10 protein-coding genes and 1 pseudogene are annotated in these 17444 nt (G+C 74.6%); 10 read left to right on the top strand and 1 reads right to left on the bottom strand.

Features of this window, described 5'->3' with window-relative positions; translation table 11 throughout:
• Positions 1-42 precede the first annotated feature (42 nt).
• From IF43_RS36855 to IF43_RS0124460, 7 genes and pseudogenes are all read left to right on the top strand, one after another.
• Positions 43-1740: a DUF4192 domain-containing protein gene (locus tag IF43_RS36855; protein WP_234332518.1), complete on the top strand. Its 1698-nt coding sequence runs from the start codon at positions 43-45 to the stop codon at positions 1738-1740.
• 125 nt (positions 1741-1865) lie between these two features.
• Complete coding sequence (locus IF43_RS0124490; RefSeq protein WP_078910415.1) at positions 1866-3905, top strand: glycogen debranching N-terminal domain-containing protein; 2040 nt, start codon at positions 1866-1868, stop codon at positions 3903-3905.
• An 81-nt stretch (positions 3906-3986) separates the two neighbouring features.
• On the top strand, positions 3987-4754 hold the full coding sequence (locus IF43_RS0124485; protein ID WP_030204456.1) for an NUDIX domain-containing protein: 768 nt from the start codon (positions 3987-3989) through the stop codon (positions 4752-4754).
• 397 nt (positions 4755-5151) lie between these two features.
• Positions 5152-8205: an ATP-binding cassette domain-containing protein gene (locus IF43_RS43020; RefSeq protein ID WP_037889879.1), complete on the top strand. Its 3054-nt coding sequence runs from the start codon at positions 5152-5154 to the stop codon at positions 8203-8205.
• Between the two features lie 116 nt (positions 8206-8321).
• The gene (locus IF43_RS0124470) at positions 8322-9263 is read left to right on the top strand and encodes a FadR/GntR family transcriptional regulator (RefSeq protein WP_078910414.1); all 942 of its coding nucleotides are present in this window, start codon (positions 8322-8324) and stop codon (positions 9261-9263) included.
• 368 nt (positions 9264-9631) lie between these two features.
• Positions 9632-11094 (top strand): annotated as a pseudogene (locus tag IF43_RS36845) (RNA polymerase sigma factor).
• Between the two features lie 156 nt (positions 11095-11250).
• Positions 11251-12177: a serine protease gene (locus IF43_RS0124460; protein WP_063753389.1), complete on the top strand. Its 927-nt coding sequence runs from the start codon at positions 11251-11253 to the stop codon at positions 12175-12177.
• A gap of 99 nt (positions 12178-12276) precedes the next feature.
• On the opposite strand, the gene IF43_RS0124455 is transcribed toward IF43_RS0124460, so the two are convergent.
• Positions 12277-12507: a hypothetical protein gene (locus tag IF43_RS0124455; RefSeq protein WP_030204450.1), complete on the bottom strand. Its 231-nt coding sequence runs from the start codon at positions 12505-12507 to the stop codon at positions 12277-12279.
• A 455-nt stretch (positions 12508-12962) separates the two neighbouring features.
• Here IF43_RS0124455 and IF43_RS0124450 point away from each other — a divergent pair, with 455 nt between their 5' ends.
• From IF43_RS0124450 to IF43_RS0124440, 3 genes are all read left to right on the top strand, one after another.
• Positions 12963-15083, top strand: coding sequence for a type IIA DNA topoisomerase subunit B (locus IF43_RS0124450; RefSeq protein WP_030204449.1), 2121 nt, complete (start codon positions 12963-12965; stop codon positions 15081-15083).
• A gap of 140 nt (positions 15084-15223) precedes the next feature.
• A complete protein-coding gene (locus IF43_RS0124445) occupies positions 15224-15814 on the top strand; it encodes a DUF485 domain-containing protein (RefSeq protein ID WP_078910413.1) in 591 nt (196 codons plus the stop codon).
• The gene (locus tag IF43_RS0124440; RefSeq protein WP_030204441.1) at positions 15811-17391 is read left to right on the top strand and encodes a cation acetate symporter; all 1581 of its coding nucleotides are present in this window, start codon (positions 15811-15813) and stop codon (positions 17389-17391) included. The genes IF43_RS0124445 and IF43_RS0124440 overlap by 4 nt, the downstream gene beginning before the upstream one ends.
• The last annotated feature ends 53 nt before the right edge of the window (positions 17392-17444 follow it).

Here is a 17444-nt window from a genome sequence, read left to right as displayed (position 1 = left end):
CAGGCCTGGCGGGGCGGGGGCGGTCCGCGGGACCGTCGGGGCATGGCGAACCACTTCGACTCCACCGGTCCCGACTCCTTCGACCCGCGCCCCTTCGACCCGCGCCCCCTCGACCCGCGCCCCCTCGACCCGCGCCCCTTCGACTCGCGCCCGTTCGACCCGCGTTCCCACGACTCCCGGCCGCCCGGCCCCCGGGCCCACGACCCCCGTCCGCACGATGCCCTCGCACACGACCCGCTCGCGGACGGGTCCGGTCCTCCCGGTTCCCGCGAGCGGGACGCCCTGGCCCGCGGCGCGTTCCCGGACGAGCAGCAGATCACCCTGCGCAGTCCGGCCGAACTGGCCGACGCCCTGCCGTACATGCTGGGCTACCACCCGGACGACTCGATCGTGATGGTCGCCGTGCACGGCAGCGGCGGACGCTTCGGAGGCCGGCTGCGGGTCGGCATCCCATCCGCACCAGAGGAATGGGAGGACCTCGCCGCCCAGGCCGCCGAAACCCTGGTCGAGGGCAGCGAGCGGCGCGGCGGCCGCCCCGACGGCATCGTCGTCTTCCTCTGCCAGGACCCGGACGAGGGCGAGACACCCGCCCAGGTCATGGCGAGGCTGCGGCCCCTGGCCCAACGACTGCGGGTGGCGAGCGGGTCGCTCGACGTCCCGGTGCTGGAGGCACTGTGCCTCTCCGGCGGCCGGTACTGGAGCTACTGCTGCCCCGACGCACGCTGCTGCCCGGACGAGGGCAGCCCGGTGGCCCTGCCGGGAACCTCGGTCATGGCCGCGGCGGCCACCTACGCCGGACTGCAGGTCCGGGGCTCCCTGAAGGAGCTGGAGGCGCGGCTCGCCCCCCTCACCGGGGCGACCGCCGACGAGCAGGTACGGGCGCTGGACCGGGCCGCCGCCGCGCTGGTCCCGAGGATCCTGGAAGGCGGCTCGCGGGACGAGGTGGCCGCCGAGACCCTCGGCCTCGCGCGCACCGTGATGCGCTGCCTGGCCCGGGCCACGCCGGAGGACGGCGGACCCAGCTCGGACGCGTGGGACGACGCCCTGGTCACCGATGACGACGCGGCCCGGCTCATCCTCGGCCTCCAGGACCGCCGGACCCGCGACGTGGCCGCCGAGTGGATGGAGGGAGAGGAGGCCGGCCCCGCGCTGCGGCTGTGGCGCGCTCTGGCCCGCCGCTGCACGGGGGAGTACGCGGAGCACGCGGCGGCCCCGCTCACCCTCGCGGGCTGGGTCGCCTGGTCCCTGGGCGACGAGCCCAGCGCCCGAGTGGCCCTCTCCCGCGCGCTGGGCGCAGACCCCGGCTACCGCTTCGCGCTGCTGCTCCACCACGCGTGCAACGCGGCGCTGGACCCCGAGACCCTGCGGCAGTGCCTGCGCGAGGAACGCGGGCGCCGCGCCTCGGAACCGCCGGACTGGGCCCGGGAGCCGCTCGCCACGACGGCGGAGGGGACCGTGGCGCCCGTCCCGGACGGCGGGCGGTCGCCGGGGGAGTGGCCGGGCCGGGACGCGTCGGCAGTGCCGCTGACCCCGGCACCCGCACCGCAAGCGCCGTCGCAGCCCGGTCTCCGGGACCGCGGGGGCCCGGACGAGCCGCGCACCGGTCGCGCGGGCGCCCGTCCCGCCGGGCCGGGACCCGCGAGGGCCGGGAGGACCGGGCCGCGGCGCACGGCGCCGACCGGGCGGGAGACGAAGGGCGCGCGGCGCGGCCGCAAGGGCGTGGCGGGAGGCTCGCCATGAGCGGGTACCACGTGTGCCGACGGCCCGTGACCCGGCCGCCCGCTGCAGCGTTCAGCTCAGTGGTGGAGGAAGCCCTGCCGCGCCGCCGCCCAGCGAAACCGTCCGGAACGCAGACAAGGCGTCGCATGGCCCACCCCGTTCCCCCCGCCCGCCGGCCGCCGTCGTCGGTGCCGCCCCCCGCCGTCCCGCCCGGCCGCGCCCCGCGCGCCCCGGCCCGGAGGCCAGCCGAGCTCCCACCCGTCCACGCCGCGCTGATCTGCGTGGCTGCGCCCTGCCTCGCCATCTCGCCCGAGCACGGCCAGCTCACCGGCCGGGGTCTGGACGGCATCTACCGCGCCGGCCGCCGGCTCCTGTCGCGCTGCCTGTTGCGGGTCGCCGGCCGCGACCCGGTGTCCGTCCAGGGCCGCAGCCTGGGCGCGGACCGGGCCGGGTTCACCGCCACCGTGCGCACCGGCGCCGACCCCGGACCGGACCCGGACATCAGCGTCGACCGGGTCCGGCACGCGGACGGCACCGAGCGCATCACCCTGCGCAGCTTCGCCGCGCGCCCGCTGCGGCTGCCCGTGGAGATCTCCCTCGGCACCGACCTGGCGGAGCTGGGGGCGGTCGCCGCCGGCCGGGCGGGGCCCGACGTGCCCGCCGGGGTGCACGCGGGGGGCCTGCGGTGGAGCACCGCCGACGCGCAGGCCGTCACCACCGCCGAACCACCGCCGGACGACGCCCTGGCATCGATGGGTCTGCTGCGCTGGGAACTCGACCTGGCTCCCGGCGAGGCCCGCACCATCGAACTGCGCACCAGCCAGGACCGCGTCCCCCGACCGCCCGTGGCCCAGCTCGCCGGCCCCCTGGCCGAGGCTCGCGCGGAGGGCGACGACGACCCCCGGATCGAGCGGTTGTTCCGGAGCAGCGTGGACGATCTGCGGGCCCTCCTCCTGAGGGACCCCGCCGAGCCGGCCGATGCCTTTGTGGCGGCCGGGGTGCCGTGGCGGTGCGGGCTCGCACCGGCCGAGTCCCTGTGGGCGGCCCGGATGGCCCTCCCGCTGGGCCCGGGGCTCGCAGCCGGCACCCTGCGCGCCCTGGCGCGCACCCAGGTGGAGGGCAGGGGCCCGGACGCCGGCTGGATCCCCGGACCGCTGCGCGCGGCCGGCCACCGGCTGCCCCCCGGGTGCACCGGCACCGAAGCCACCCTCGCCTTTCCCGCGGTCCTGGCCGAGGCCCGCCGGTGGGGGCTGCCCGACCCGGAGATCGCCGCCCTCCTGCCCGCCGCCGAACGCTGCCTGGCCTGGCTGCGCAGTGCCGTCGGGGACGACGGCTTCGTGGCGGACCCGGCCGCCGGGCCGAGCCGCTGCGAGACCCAGGCGCACGCCCACCGGGCCGCACTCCTCGGTGCCGAGCTGCTGGAGGCCCACGGCCGGTCCGGGGCCGAGGAGTGGCGGGAGTGGGCCGCCGCCCTGCGCGAGCGGTTCCGCGAGGCCTTCTGGACCGAGACGCCCGCCGGGGGCGCACCGGCGGCCGCGCTCCGCCCCGACGGCAGACCCGTGGCCCACCTCGGCGGCGCCGCGGCCCACCTGCTCGACACCGGACTGCTCGGCGGCGGTCGTCTCGCCCCCGGCCTCCTCGACCGGGTCCGGACCGAGCAGCTCGCCCGCCTGCTCGGCGCCCCCGCCATGGACTCCGGTTGGGGGCTGCGCAGCCTCGGTGCCAAGGAGCCCGGCCACAACCCCTTCGGGCACCGCTCCGGGGCGGTGCGGGCGCACGAGACCGCTGTGGCCGTCACCGGGCTGGCGGCGGCAGGGTTCGACAAGGAGGCCACCGGGCTGCTGCGGGGCCTGTTGGACGCCGCGGAGTGCTTCGGTTTCCGACTGCCCGAGATGTACGCGGCCCCGCAGCGCACCGCGGGCAGCGCCCCGCTTCCCCATCCGGCGGCCTGCCGCCCGGCGGCGGTCGCGGCTGCCGCGGGGATCCACGTCCTGACCGCGCTCGCCGGCATCCGCCCCGACGCACCGGCGGGCGCGGTGGCGCTGGATCCCGTCAGCAGCGCCCCGCTCGGGGCGCTGAGGCTCTCCGGGCTGCGCGTGGCGGGGGAGCCCTTCGCGGTCCGGATCAGCCGCCTCGGGCTGGGCATGGTCGAGGAGGCCGCCGATGCGCTGCAACTGGGTGTCTGAAGCGGCTGCACTCCTGGTGCGGATGGTGAAGGAGATCGAGAAAGGACTGTTTATCGTCAGGCAGACGACTATGATCGCGGCATGTCGCCCTACGACCCGTCGGCCTTCCCGCCCTTCGCAGTCACCGTCGACCTGGTCGTGCTCACCGTACGGCGCCACGCGCTCTGCGCGCTGGTCGTCCGCCGGGGTGAGCAGCCGTTCCAGGGGCGCTGGGCGCTGCCCGGCGGCTTCGTCCGGGGAGACGAGGACCTGTCGGCCGCCGCGGCCCGCGAGCTCTCCGAGGAGACGGGCCTGTGCGTCCACGACCCGGCCGAGCCCGGAGCCGGCGACGGGGCGCACGCGCACCTGGAGCAGCTCGCCACGTACGGGGATCCCAAGCGGGACCCCCGCATGCGGGTCGTCAGCGTCGCCCACCTCGTCCTCGCACCCGACCTGCCCGCCCCCCGGGCCGGCGGCGACGCCAACAGCGCCCGCTGGGCGCCGGTCGACGAACTCCTCGACGTCGAGGGCGGCTTCGTACGGGAGGGTGAGGTCGGGCAGCTCGCGTTCGACCATGCGAGGATCCTCGCCGACGGCGTGGAGCGCGCCCGCTCCAAGATCGAGTACTCCTCGCTCGCCACCGCCTTCTGTCCGCCGGAGTTCACCGTCGGCGAGCTCCGCCGGGTGTACGAGGCGGTGTGGGGCGTCGCACTCGACCCGCGCAACTTCCACCGCAAGGTCACCGGCACGCCGGGCTTCCTGGTGCCGGCCGGTGGGACCACGACCCGCCAGGGCGGCCGGCCGGCCCAGCTGTTCCGCGCCGGCGGCGCCACCCTCCTGAACCCGCCGATGCTCCGGCCGGAGATCTGACGGGGCGTCCGTCCGTCCGTACGTCCGGCTCGGCCGCGTCGGCGGACCGGCGGGCTCCGTCGACTCGGTCGCGCCCACGGTCCGCCGTGAGCCCCGCCGAGGGGTCGCGCGGTTCCGGGGGATGGCGCACGGGTCCCGCGTGACCACGCCCCGCGCTCCCGCGCGCCCGCCGCGCGTGTGCGCGACCGTCCGTGGGCGAGGGGGCGGAGTGCGAGACCGTCGGGGCCGGGTGGTCCTGTCGTGCGTGGTCGGGCGGCGTGTGCGGGTGCGGCCGGAGGCCTGACGGGGTGGGGCGGCGCGGGCCAAGTTACAGCAAAAATCGGACATATCGCGTTATCTTCCCGTGGTACCCCCCACCGTGCCGCAGAGCGGTCTCACCTCCCGCGAGAGAAGCGCGATGCTCCAGGCCATCGGAATCACCAGTGCCCCCCGCAAGAACCTCCCGCCCGCCGTGGACGACCTCACGTTCGAAGCCCATCCCGGCAGGGTGACCGCCCTGCTCGGGGAGCCGGGCGCGGGCAAGACCACGGCGCTCCGGCTGATGCTCCAGCTGGAACCGGGCCGTGGCGTCACGTACTTCCGCGGGCGCCCGCTGCACCGGATCCCGCATCCGGCCCGCGAGGTCGGCGTACTGCTCGGCGACGTACCGGGTCACCCGGCCCGCACGGTGCGCGGCCAGCTGCGCATGCTCTGCGCCGCCGTGGGGGTGCCGGCCGACCGCGCCGACACCCTCCTCGACGTGGTCGGCATCGCCGGGCTGCGCGACGAACGCCTCGGCTCGCTGTCCCTCGGCATGGACCGCCGGGTCGGAATCGCGGCCGCGCTGCTCGCCGATCCCTGCACGCTGCTGCTCGACGAGCCCTCCGACGGCCTCTCGCCGCGCGACCGGACCTGGCTGCACGGCCTGCTGCGCGGGCACGCCACGCTCGGTGGCGCCGTCCTGTTCACCACCTCCGACCCGAAGGAGGCCGCGCGCAGCGCCGACCGGGTCGTGTGCATCGAGGGCGGCCGGCTGGTCGCCGACCAGGAGGCGACCGAGTTCGCGCGCACCCGGCTGCGCCCCCGTGTCGCCGTGCGCACGCCGTACGCCGCTCGGCTCGCCACCCTGCTCGGCCGCGAGGCCCGGGCCGCGCGGCGCTCCGTCGAGGTGGTCGAGGAGAGCGGCAGCCGGCTGTCGGTCTACGGCAGCAGCTGCGCCGAGATCGGTGAGGCCGCCTACCGCCACGGCGTGCTGCTCCACCAACTCGCGGACGAGACCGTGGACTCCGCCCTGCACTCCGCCGTTCCCCACCCCGCCCCCGGCGCGCCGGAACCCCCCACCGCCGGACCTTCACCGTCCCCGGCCCCGGTCGCCCCCTCGGATCCGGCTTCCGCGGCATGGACGGACCCGGACCCGGCGGCCCCGGCGTCGTCGGACGCGACCTCGGCGGCATGGACGGACCCGGACCCGGCGGCCCCGGCGTCGTCGGACGCGACCTCGGCGGCCTGGACGGTCTCGGGTCCGGCGGCCCCGGCGCCCTGGGACCCGGCTGCTCGGACGGCGATGGTCGCCGGGCGGGCTCCCGCGGCCTCGGCGCCGTCCGGGACGGCTTCCCCGGCTGCGAGCGAGCCGTCGCCGGGCGCCCCCTCCGCCTACGGCATGGCCGACGCGGTACCGGGGGGCGCGGGCTGGGCGGTTCTGGAGTCGGTGGCGGACGGCGCGGAGGGCTCCCGCGGTACGGGGGGCGAGGCGACCAGGCCGCGCTCCCCGATCGGCACCAAGGGGGCCGTGCTGCCCCCGTGGACCGGGCCCGGGCTGCTGGTGCCGGGACCCGCCTCCGGCGGCACGCCGGCGGCCTACGGCCCCGGCTCGTCCGGAGGGAGGCCGGGAGCCTCCGGAACCGGCGCGGCGGCCGGGGCGGTCGGCTCCGACGCGGCGCCCGCCGACGGTGCGGGCGCGGCCGACCACGACCGGTCGGGGAACCGGAGCGCGCTGGGCGCGGTCCGGGCGCGCAGGGAGGCCGGTGAGTGGGGCGGTGCCGGCCACGGTGAGCGGAGCGGCCTGCTGCACGGCGACGGTCCGGCGGACTCCGGACCCCACGACGGCCGGGGCCCCGATCCCTCGGCGCCCGCCGGGACGTCCGGCACGGCCGACGGACCGGCCCGCCCGGTGGCGCACGGCGCGGGCTCGACGCCCGGCACCGCCGCGCCCCGGCCCTACCCACCGTCCGACGACCGCGCGCCGGTGTCGTCGGCGACGGGACACCCCGCCGCGCCGCGGCCCGCCGCGGCGTCCGGCGACGGCGTGGTCGTGCGGCCCCCCGCGGAGGGCGGCGGCGAGGCCGGGGTGTGGTCGATCGCGGAGTACGGCGATGACCCCGGCACGGCGTCCGCCGGGCCGGCGGTCGGCCGCGTGGAAACGGGGCCGACGGCCGGGTACGGCGACCGGGCCGAGGCCTGGCGGGCCGCGGGGGTGTCGGACGGCCCCCGCAGGGCGGCCGGCGGGCCGCTCCCCGACACCGTCGCGTTGCGAACGTCCGGGTGCGACGAAACCACCGGCGTGCGGCCCCGTGGGGCCGGTGACGGGTCGTCCGGGGGAGCGTCCGACGGCCCGGGGCCGGTGCGGGGCGGCGAGGGGCGGCGGGGCCGGCACGCGCGGGCGTTGCCGCCGATCGCGCCGCCCCTGACGGTGCGGCGCATCGGCGGACCGCTGCGGCCGCTGCGCTACGAGCTGCGGCGCGCCTTCGGGACGCGGACCGCGACCGTCGTCGTCCTGGCCGCGACCGTCCTGTCGACGCTCTTCGCGGTGCTGCTCGCCCGCGGCGGCCAGGTCCCGCAGCCGCGGCTGCTCGCGGCCTGGCCGGGGTACCTCCCGCTGCCCCCCGCCGCGCTGGCCGCGGGCCTGCTCGGCGCGCTCTCCTTCGGCGAGGAGTACCGGTACCCCGCCCTGGCCGCGGACCGCGGCACCGTGCCGCGGCGCCTGGGGCTGCTGCTCGCGAAACTCGGCGTCTCCGCCGCCCTCGCCCTCCTGATCGGCGCCCTCGCCGTGGCCGCCGACGCCGGCGCCCTGCGCCTCGTCTACGACGCCGACCTCGTCGACGTCCCGGCGAACCGGATCGGCCCGGCCGCCAGTTGGGCGGGGCTGCTGGTGGGCTGCGCCTGGGCCGGCGTACTCGCCTCCGGCGTCTTCCGCGCCACCACCGCCGGAGTGGCCGCGGTCCTCGCCGTCCCCGTGGCCGTCGTGCCCCTCGTGCGCAAGGTCCTCGACGGGCCCGCCGCCCACACCACCGCGGGGATCGCGGCCCGGCTGCGGCACCTGGCGTGGGCGCAGGTCCCGCCGGAGGCCGACCGGGTCGTCATGGGGGCCTTGCGGGTGATGGCCCAACCCGTCGGCAGCGCACTCGTGTTGTCTTTGGTGGTCCTCATGTGTGCGTACGGGTTCACAGGACTGCGAAGCCGGGTGCACTGGTGATCGTTTGAGATCGTGAAGAGCCGGATTCAGTTCGTGGGGACCGCAACTCCCCCGAAATGGCCCGGTTCTTTACGATAACGCGTCAATTGCGCAGGTGGCACCGATCACCCTTTCGTGTGCTTTTCACCAAAGACCTCAAGGGCCGTGGAACCGGAGCCGACAAAGGAGTCGTGAGTACCCTTGCGCATTCCATGATGTCCGCCGCCCGCCATGCCGACTCCGGCCTCGCCGGCCCGGGCGAACTCGGCCGCTACCCCTACGCGGACGCCCCCGGCGCCGACCGCGTCGGAGCGCCCCACTGGGACGGCCCCGACGTCGAGTTGAGCCGGGTCGGCCGGCGGGCGGCGGGCAGCCGCGGCCGCGGGCTCCACGGCCAACTCGTACAGCAGCTCGGACAGATGATCGTCTCCGGCGACCTGGGCGCGGACCGTCCGCTGGTCCCGGAGGAGATCGGGCAGCGCTTCGAGGTCTCCCGCACCGTCGTCCGCGAGTCCCTGCGCGTCCTGGAGGCCAAGGGCCTCGTCAGCGCCCGCCCCAACGTCGGCACCCGGGTCCGTCCCGTCAGCGACTGGAACCTGCTCGACCCCGACATCATCGAGTGGCGGGCCTTCGGCCCCCAGCGAGAGGACCAGCGCCGCGAGCTCAACGAGCTCCGCTGGACCATCGAACCGCTGGCCGCCCGCCTCGCCGCCGGGCACGGCCGCCAGGACGTCCAGCAGCGCCTCTCCGACATGGTCGAGATCATGGGCCACGCCCTCGGCCAGGGCGACGCGATCACCTTCGCGCGCGCCGACAACGAGTTCCACGCCCTGCTCATCCAGGTCGCCGGCAACCGCATGCTGGAGCACCTCTCCGGCATCGTCGCCGCCGCCCTCCAGGTCTCCGGCAGCCCCGCCACCGCCTGTGACCGCCCCAGCGAGACCTCGGTCGCGCACCACGCCCGGATGGTCGAGGCCCTCGCGGCCGGCGACTCCCAGGCCGCCGAGTCCGCCATGCGCCAGCTGCTGACGGTGCACCCGGAGGTGGAGCGCGTCGTCCCCGCCCCGCGCGAGCACTGAGCCGCCCCCGTCGCCGGACCTCGAGGGGTCCGGCGACACCGCTGTGAGCGGGGCCGGCGACCGCTCGTACGACGCCCCGGACCTGCTCCTGACGGGTCCGGGCGGGCTGCTGGTACGAGCGTATGAACGGGTTTCGCCGCAATAGGGGTGTGACTCGGGCCACGAAGATTGGGCGTAACGCTCCGCGAGGTTGCGCGATGACCTAAGAGGTGATGGCCGACGGAGGGAAACAGCTGCCTCTCAGGGCGCTGTGCAGCTCCCCGGTCCCAGCCCGCGCCGCCGGCCCATTCCCCGCCGGTGGTCGTCGGCTCCGGTCCAGCACCAGGACGGGGGCCGGATGCCGTTCCCATCGTTCCGAGAGGTTGTTCGTGTCGGCCAGCACATCCCGTACGCTCCCCCCGGAGATCTCCGAGTCCGAGTCTGTCATGGCGCTCATCGAGCGGGGAAAGGCTGAGGGTCAGATCGCCGGCGATGACGTGCGTCGGGCCTTCGAGGCTGACCAGATTCCGCCAACCCAGTGGAAGAATGTTCTGCGCAGCCTCAATCAGATCCTCGAGGAAGAGGGTGTGACGCTGATGGTCAGTGCCGCGGAGTCGCCCAAGCGCACCCCCCGCAAGAGCGTCGCAGCGAAAACCCCCGTCAAGCGCACGGCCACGAAGACGGTGGCGGCCAAGCAGACCGCCGCCAAGGCCACGGCCCCCGCCGAGCCGGCGGCCGGAACGGTGGACCCGGACGCCCCTGCCGACGACGCCGAGGCGGAGACCGCGCCCGCGAAGAAGGCCGCGCCGGCCAAGAAGGCCGCGGCGAAGAAGGCCGCCCCGGCCAAGAAGGCGGCGGCCAAGAAGACCGCCGCGAAGAAGACCGCCGGGAAGAAGGACTCCGACGAGGGCTCCGAGGAGGAGCCGCTCGAGGAGGGCCCCGGCAAGGGCGGACCGGAGGAAGAGGAAGAGACCGGCGGCGAGGCCAAGGGCTTCGTCCTGTCCGACGACGACGAGGACGACGCGCCCGCCCAGCAGGTCGCGGTGGCCGGCGCCACCGCCGACCCCGTCAAGGACTACCTCAAGCAGATCGGCAAGGTCCCCCTGCTCAACGCGGAGCAGGAGGTCGAGCTCGCCAAGCGAACCACCTGCTGGAGGCCAACCTCCGCCTCGTGGTCTCGCTCGCCAAGCGCTACACCGGCCGCGGCATGCTCTTCCTGGACCTGATCCAGGAGGGCAACCTGGGTCTGATCCGCGCGGTCGAGAAGTTCGACTACACCAAGGGCTACAAGTTCTCCACGTACGCGACCTGGTGGATCCGGCAGGCGATCACCCGCGCCATGGCCGACCAGGCCCGCACCATCCGCATCCCCGTGCACATGGTCGAGGTCATCAACAAGCTCGCCCGCGTGCAGCGCCAGATGCTCCAGGACCTGGGCCGCGAGCCCACCCCGGAGGAGCTCGCCAAGGAGCTCGACATGACCCCCGAGAAGGTCATCGAGGTCCAGAAGTACGGCCGCGAGCCGATCTCCCTGCACACCCCGCTCGGCGAGGACGGCGACAGCGAGTTCGGTGACCTCATCGAGGACTCCGAGGCGGTCGTGCCGGCCGACGCCGTCTCCTTCACGCTGCTGCAGGAACAGCTCCACTCGGTGCTCGACACCCTCAGCGAGCGCGAGGCCGGCGTGGTCTCGATGCGGTTCGGCCTCACCGACGGCCAGCCCAAGACCCTCGACGAGATCGGCAAGGTCTACGGCGTCACGCGCGAGCGGATCCGGCAGATCGAGTCCAAGACCATGTCCAAGCTGCGCCACCCGTCCCGCTCCCAGGTGCTGCGCGACTACCTGGACTAGGGGCTGCCCGAAGCAGGCCCGCAGGACACCCCTTAGCCCGACCGGCGGTACGTACGCAGGCCCGGACCCCGCGTGGGGCCGGGCCTTCGCCGTGCGCGCCCCGACCGGCCGTCCCACTCTGGGTGGAGTCACGTACACCCAGAGTCAGGAGGCCCCATGCGTCGTCCCATTGCCCGCGCCCTGGCCGGAGCACTGACCCTGCTGGCGGGGGCGGCCGCGGGACCGCTGGCCGCGGCCCCTCCCGTCGCGGCCGACAGCGGGGTGATCGGCGGACGGCAGGTGCGTGCGGCGGAGAACCCCTGGGTGGTGGCGCTGGCCAGTCGTGACCGGTTCGGGCGTACGCGGGCGGGCCAGTTCTGCGGGGGAGTGGTGATCGCGCCCCGGGCGGTGCTCACCGCGGCGCACTGCCTGGCCCGCCAGGTGCTCGGCGGGTCCGTGGCGGCGACCCGGGACCTGCGGGTGATCGCGGGGCGCAGCGACCTGCTCGGGGTCGGCGGCCGGGAGATCGCGGTGCACGGGGCCTGGACGAACCCGGAGTACGACGCCTACACGAACGCCGGGGACTTCGCGGTGCTGACCCTGGCCGAGGAGGTGCCGGCCCGGTACGTCCTGCCGCTGGCCGGTCCGGGCGACTCCCGGTACGGGGCGGGGTCCGGGGCGACGGTGTACGGCTGGGGGGACACGACGGGCCTCGGTGACTACGCGTACGCGCTGCGGGCGGCACCGGTGACGGTGTTGGCGGACGAGGTGTGCGAGGAGGCCTACCCCGGGGACGTCACGGGTCGGTTCCAGCGGGCGTCCATGGTGTGCGCGGGGCACCGCGAGGGGGGCCGGGACGCCTGCCAGGGCGACAGCGGAGGTCCCCTGGTGGCCCAGGGCAGGCTCATCGGGCTGGTGTCCTGGGGGCGCGGCTGCGGCCGCGCGGACAGCCCCGGGGTGTACACGAGGATCGCGCCGGTGGCCGAGGTGATCGCGCGCCGGGCCGGGGCGGACGCGACGCCGGGCAGCGGCGAGGGCGCGGCCGGGCCGGCGGGCCGGAAGGCCGACGCCTCACGGGCGCCCGCGCAGGGGCTCCGGGGGTGAGCGGCGGGCCCGGACACGAGGACGGGCGGCTCCCCTGGGTCGCAGGGGAGCCGCCCGGCGGCCGGTCCTGGACCGGCACTGGCTCGTCGGGATGCGAGGTCAGCGTTCCTCGGTGTCGGCCGTGGCCGGAGCGGCGGTCAGCCGCTCGGTCTCATCCTGTATTTCCGCGGCGATCTTCTTGAGTTCCGGCTCGAACTTGCGACCGTGGTGGGCGCAGAAGAGCAGTTCTCCGCCGCTCATCAGGACGACGCGCAGATATGCCTGGGCGCCGCAACGGTCGCATCGGTCGGCGGCCGTCAGCGGGGTCGCGGGGGTCAGAACAGTAGTCACGTCGCCTCTTCTCTAGCTCGACGAGCTGTCGTACCAGGGTCAACATCCAACCAGGCCGTAAACGTTCCCGCTCGCGGCTCTTCCTCGAAACATTCCTTCCCGAAGCTGGTCGGCTGCTGCCGGTTGGCGGCGAATGAGCCGTATTGCGTGGCGTGCGTTGCTTTACGGTTTCGCGTTGTCGGTAGGTGCTTGTCGCGGTTGTCGTCCTCCCCGGCGTGTGTGCCGGTTGTTCATGAGGACGTGCCCGAACCCTAAATGGTTCATGCCTGGAAGGGAACGTGATGTTTGCTTCACTCCATCGAGCGATCGAACATCCATGCGACTCTGCACTAGGCTGAAGAAGCGCGAGGGTGGCGTTGCATCGGCTCTACCAGGCCTCGGTACCCTCAGACCGGCTAACGAGCCAGCCTGCGCACGATCGGGCAAGACCAGAAATTCAGCGAGGAGCGAACTGCGTGACCGCCGACACGTCCGTGCCTTCCAGCGCGCTGCTGACCGGAGCAGACCGGGACGGCTCCAACTACACCGCGCGGCACCTGCTCGTCCTTGAGGGGCTCGAGGCCGTCCGCAAGCGTCCCGGCATGTACATCGGGTCCACCGACAGCCGTGGCCTGATGCACTGCCTCTGGGAGATCATCGACAACTCCGTCGACGAGGCCCTGGGCGGCTACTGCGACCACATCGAGGTCGTCCTGTACGAGGACGGCTCCGTCGAGGTCAAGGACAACGGCCGCGGCATCCCCGTCGACGTCGAGCCCAAGACCGGCCTGTCCGGCGTCGAGGTCGTCATGACCAAGCTGCACGCGGGCGGCAAGTTCGGCGGCGGCTCGTACGCGGCCTCCGGCGGCCTGCACGGCGTGGGCGCCTCCGTGGTGAACGCGCTCTCCGCCCGCCTCGACGTCGAGGTGGACCGGAACGGGTCCACCCACGCCATCAGCTTCCGGCGCGGCGTGCCGGGCCTCTTCACCGAGCAGGGCCCCGACGCCCCCTTCGACCCGGCGAACGGCCTGGTCAAGGCCAAGCGCGTGCCCAAGACCCGCACCGGCACCCGCATCCGGTACTGGGCCGACCGCCAGATCTTCCTCAAGGACGCCCGGCTCGCGCTGGAGAACCTCTACCAGCGCGCCCGCCAGACCGCCTTCCTCGTGCCGGGGCTGACCATCGTGGTCCGCGACGAGCGGGCCATCGACGGCGCCGGCAAGACCGAGGAGGTCTTCCGCTTCGACGGCGGCATCAGTGAGTTCTGCGAGTTCCTCACCCAGGACAAGCCCGTCTCCGACGTGCTGCGACTGACCGGCCAGGGCACCTTCAAGGAGACCGTCCCGGTCCTCGACGAGCGCGGCCACATGACCCCCACGGAGGTCACCCGCGAGCTCGGCGTGGACATCGCCCTGCGCTGGGGCACCGGGTACGACGCCACGGTCCGGTCCTTCGTCAACATCATCGCCACGCCCAAGGGCGGCACCCACGTCTCCGGCTTCGAGCGCGCCATCACCAAGACGGTCAACGAGGTCCTGCGCGCCACCAAGCTGCTGCGCGTCGCCGAGGACGACGTCGTCAAGGACGACGCCATGGAGGGCCTGACCGCGGTCGTGACCGTCCGGCTGGCCGAGCCGCAGTTCGAGGGCCAGACCAAGGAGGTGCTCGGCACCTCCGCCGCCGCCCGGATCGTGGCCGCCGTGGTCGCCAAGGAGCTCAAGGCCTTCCTGACCTCGACCAAGCGCGACGACAAGCAGCAGGCCCGCGCGGTGCTGGAGAAGGTCGTCGCGGCCGCCCGCACCCGCATCGCCGCCCGCCAGCACAAGGAGGCCCAGCGCCGCAAGACGGCGCTGGAGTCCTCCTCGCTGCCCGCCAAGCTGGCCGACTGCCGCAGCGACGACGTCGACCGGAGCGAGCTGTTCATCGTGGAGGGCGACTCCGCGCTCGGCACCGCGAAGCTGGCCCGCAACTCCGAGTTCCAGGCGCTCCTGCCCATCCGCGGCAAGATCCTCAACGTTCAGAAGTCGTCCGTCTCGGACATGCTGAAGAACGCCGAGTGCGGCGCGATCATCCAGGTCATAGGGGCCGGCTCGGGCCGCACCTTCGACATCGACGCGGCACGCTACGGCAAGGTCATCATGATGACCGACGCCGACGTCGACGGCTCGCACATCCGCACCCTGCTGCTGACCCTCTTCCAGCGCTACATGCGCCCGATGGTCGAGGCGGGCCGGGTCTTCGCCGCCGTACCGCCGCTGCACCGGATCGAGCTGGTCCAGCCCAAGAAGGGCCAGGACAAGTACGTGTACACGTATTCGGACAACGAGCTGCGCCAGACCCTGCTCGAGTACCAGCGCAAGGGCATCCGCTACAAGGACTCGATCCAGCGGTACAAGGGCCTCGGCGAGATGGACGCCGACCAGCTCGCGGAGACCACCATGGACCCGCGGCACCGCACCCTGCGCCGGATCAACATCGGCGACCTGGACGCCGCCGAGCAGGTCTTCGACCTGCTGATGGGCAACGAGGTCGCCCCGCGCAAGGAGTTCATCACCAGCTCCGCGGCCACGCTGGACCGCTCGCGCATCGACGCCTGACGCCGACCCGACCGGTGTCCCGGCCCTGCTCACCCGTCACCTGATGGGGTGAACAGGTCCGGGACACCAGTCCGGAAAGCACCCCCTCCGCACATCCTTGTGGGCACGCGGCCAAGGCCGCCGCGGACAAGGAGAGTTCGGTGGACAAGCACGACCGCCGCGATGCCGGAACGATCCGGCTCGACGACCCCTGGTACGACGCGCTGGCCGCCGGCTGGGGGGAGGCCGAGGACCCGGGCGCGGGCGTCGACCCCGTACCCGGCGCCGACGGTCCCGCCGGGACCCCGGCCCGGCCCGCCTCGGCGGCCGAGATCTACCGCGAGGTCCAGGCCAGCGCGGCCTTCCAGGAGGTGCGCGGCCGCTACCGCCGCTTCGTCGTCCCCGGCGCCGCCGGGTTCCTCACCTGGTACGTGGCCTACGTCGTGGCCGCGACCGCGGCACCGGACCTCATGGCCCGGCCGGTGGTCGGGGCGGTGAACGTGGCGCTGCTGGCCGGCCTCGGCCAGTTCCTCTCCACCTTCCTGCTGACCTGGGCGTACGCCCGGCACGCCCGGCTGCGCCGGGACAGTGCGGCGCTCGACCTGCGATGGACGGTGTTCGAGCAGGCCCGCACCGGCGAGCACGCGGCCCGCACCGGCGGTCCGTCGGCGCGCGCCGCGGAGCACGGCGGTCACCCTCCGCACCACGGGCACGGCGAGGCCCGCGGCGGAGCCGAGGGGGCCGGCCGGTGAGCGACCAGACCCTCGCCCTCGTCCTCTTCAGTCTCTTCGTCGCGGCCACCCTCGCGATCACCACCTGGGTCAGCCGCAACCGGCACGGCTCCGCCGAGGAGTTCTACGCCGGCGGCCGGCTCTTCTCACCGCTGGAGAACGGTTTCGCCATCGCGGGCGACTACATGTCGGCCGCGTCCTTCCTCGGTATCTCCGGCCTGATCGCCCTCTTCGGCTACGACGGCCTGCTCTACTCGGTCGGCTTCCTCGTGGCCTGGCTCGTGGTGCTGTTCCTCGTCGCCGAACTGGTCCGCAACTGCGGCCGGTTCACCCTCGCCGACGTGGTCGCCGCCCGGATGCGCGAACGCCCCGTCCGCATCGCCGCCGGCACCTCGTCCGTCGCCGTGTCCGTGCTCTACCTGGTGGCCCAGATGGTCGGCGCGGGCAGCCTCGTCGCCCTGCTGCTCGGCGGCACCAGCGGCGCCGCCCGCGCCTGGACCGTGATCGGCGTCGGGGCCCTGATGGTGGTCTACGTGTCCTTCGGCGGCATGCGCGCCACCACGTGGATCCAGATCGTCAAGGCCGTCCTCCTGATGGGCGGGGCGGTCGCGCTCACCGTGCTCGTCCTCGTCCGCTTCCACGGCAACGTCAACGAGCTCCTGCTCACCGCGGCCGACCGCAGCGGGCACGGCCGCGCCTTCCTCGGCCCCGGCCTGAAGTACGGCAGCGGCTGGACCGCCCGCCTCGACTTCATCAGCCTCGGCCTCGCACTCGTCCTCGGCACCGGAGGCCTGCCGCACATCCTGTGCCGCTTCTACACCGTGCCCACCGCCCGGGCCGCCCGCCGCTCCGTCGTCTGGGCCATCGCCCTGATCGGCGGTTTCTACCTGATGACCATCGTGCTGGGCTTCGGCGCGGCCGCACTCGTCGGACCCGAGAGCGTCAAGGCCTCCAACGCCTCCGGCAACACGGCCGTACCGCTGCTCGCCAAGTTCCTCGGGGGCGAGGGCATGGGCGGGACGCTGCTGTTCTCCTTCGTCGCCGCCGTCGCCTTCGCCACCATCCTCGCCGTGGTCGCCGGCATCACCCTGGCCTCCTCGGCGTCCGTGGCGCACGACCTGTACGCCTCGCTCAAGCGGCGCCGGGCCAAGCAGCGCAGCGAGGTGACGGTGGCCCGGACCGCGGCCGTCGGCATCGGCGTGGTCGCCATCGGCCTCGGGTTGATCGCCCAGGACCTCAACGTGGCGTTCCTGGTCGGCCTGGCCTTCGCCGTCGCCGCCTCCGCCAACCTCCCGGTGCTGCTGTACTCGCTGTTCTGGCGCGGGTTCACCACGCGGGGCGCGGTCTGGTCGGTGTACGGCGGACTGGTTCCGGCCGTCGTCCTGGTGGTCCTCTCGCCGGTGGTGTCGGGCAGCCCCGACTCGCTCTTCCCCTGGCTGGACCTGCAGTACTTCCCGCTCCAGAACCCCGGCATCGTCTCGATCCCGCTCGGCTTCCTGGCCGGCTGGCTGGGCACGGTCACCTCGCCGGACAGCGCGGACGACGACGCGTACGCCGAGACCGAGGTCCGCTCGCTGACGGGGGCGGGGGCCGTGTGACGCCGTGCGGGGGCGGGGGTGGGGCTGGTTGAGCGTGCGCCGTGGCGGTGTGG

The sequence above is a fragment of the Streptomyces sp. NRRL S-87 genome (assembly GCF_000719335.1).
Taxonomy (GTDB): Bacteria; Actinomycetota; Actinomycetes; order Streptomycetales; family Streptomycetaceae; genus Streptomyces.
The sequence above is the reverse complement of the archived record's forward strand: the minus strand, read 5'-3'. Positions and strand labels throughout refer to the sequence as shown.

What these genes read in the sequence shown, in the direction of transcription:
- IF43_RS36855 (WP_234332518.1), top strand. Translation starts at nt 43, where the DNA reads ATGGCGAACCACTTCGACTCCACCGGTCCCGACTCCTTCGACCCGCGC.
- IF43_RS43020 (WP_037889879.1), top strand. Translation starts at nt 5,152, where the DNA reads ATGCTCCAGGCCATCGGAATCACCAGTGCCCCCCGCAAGAACCTCCCG.
- IF43_RS0124460 (WP_063753389.1), top strand. Translation starts at nt 11,251, where the DNA reads ATGCGTCGTCCCATTGCCCGCGCCCTGGCCGGAGCACTGACCCTGCTG.
- IF43_RS0124485 (WP_030204456.1), top strand. Translation starts at nt 3,987, where the DNA reads ATGTCGCCCTACGACCCGTCGGCCTTCCCGCCCTTCGCAGTCACCGTC.
- IF43_RS0124490 (WP_078910415.1), top strand. Translation starts at nt 1,866, where the DNA reads ATGGCCCACCCCGTTCCCCCCGCCCGCCGGCCGCCGTCGTCGGTGCCG.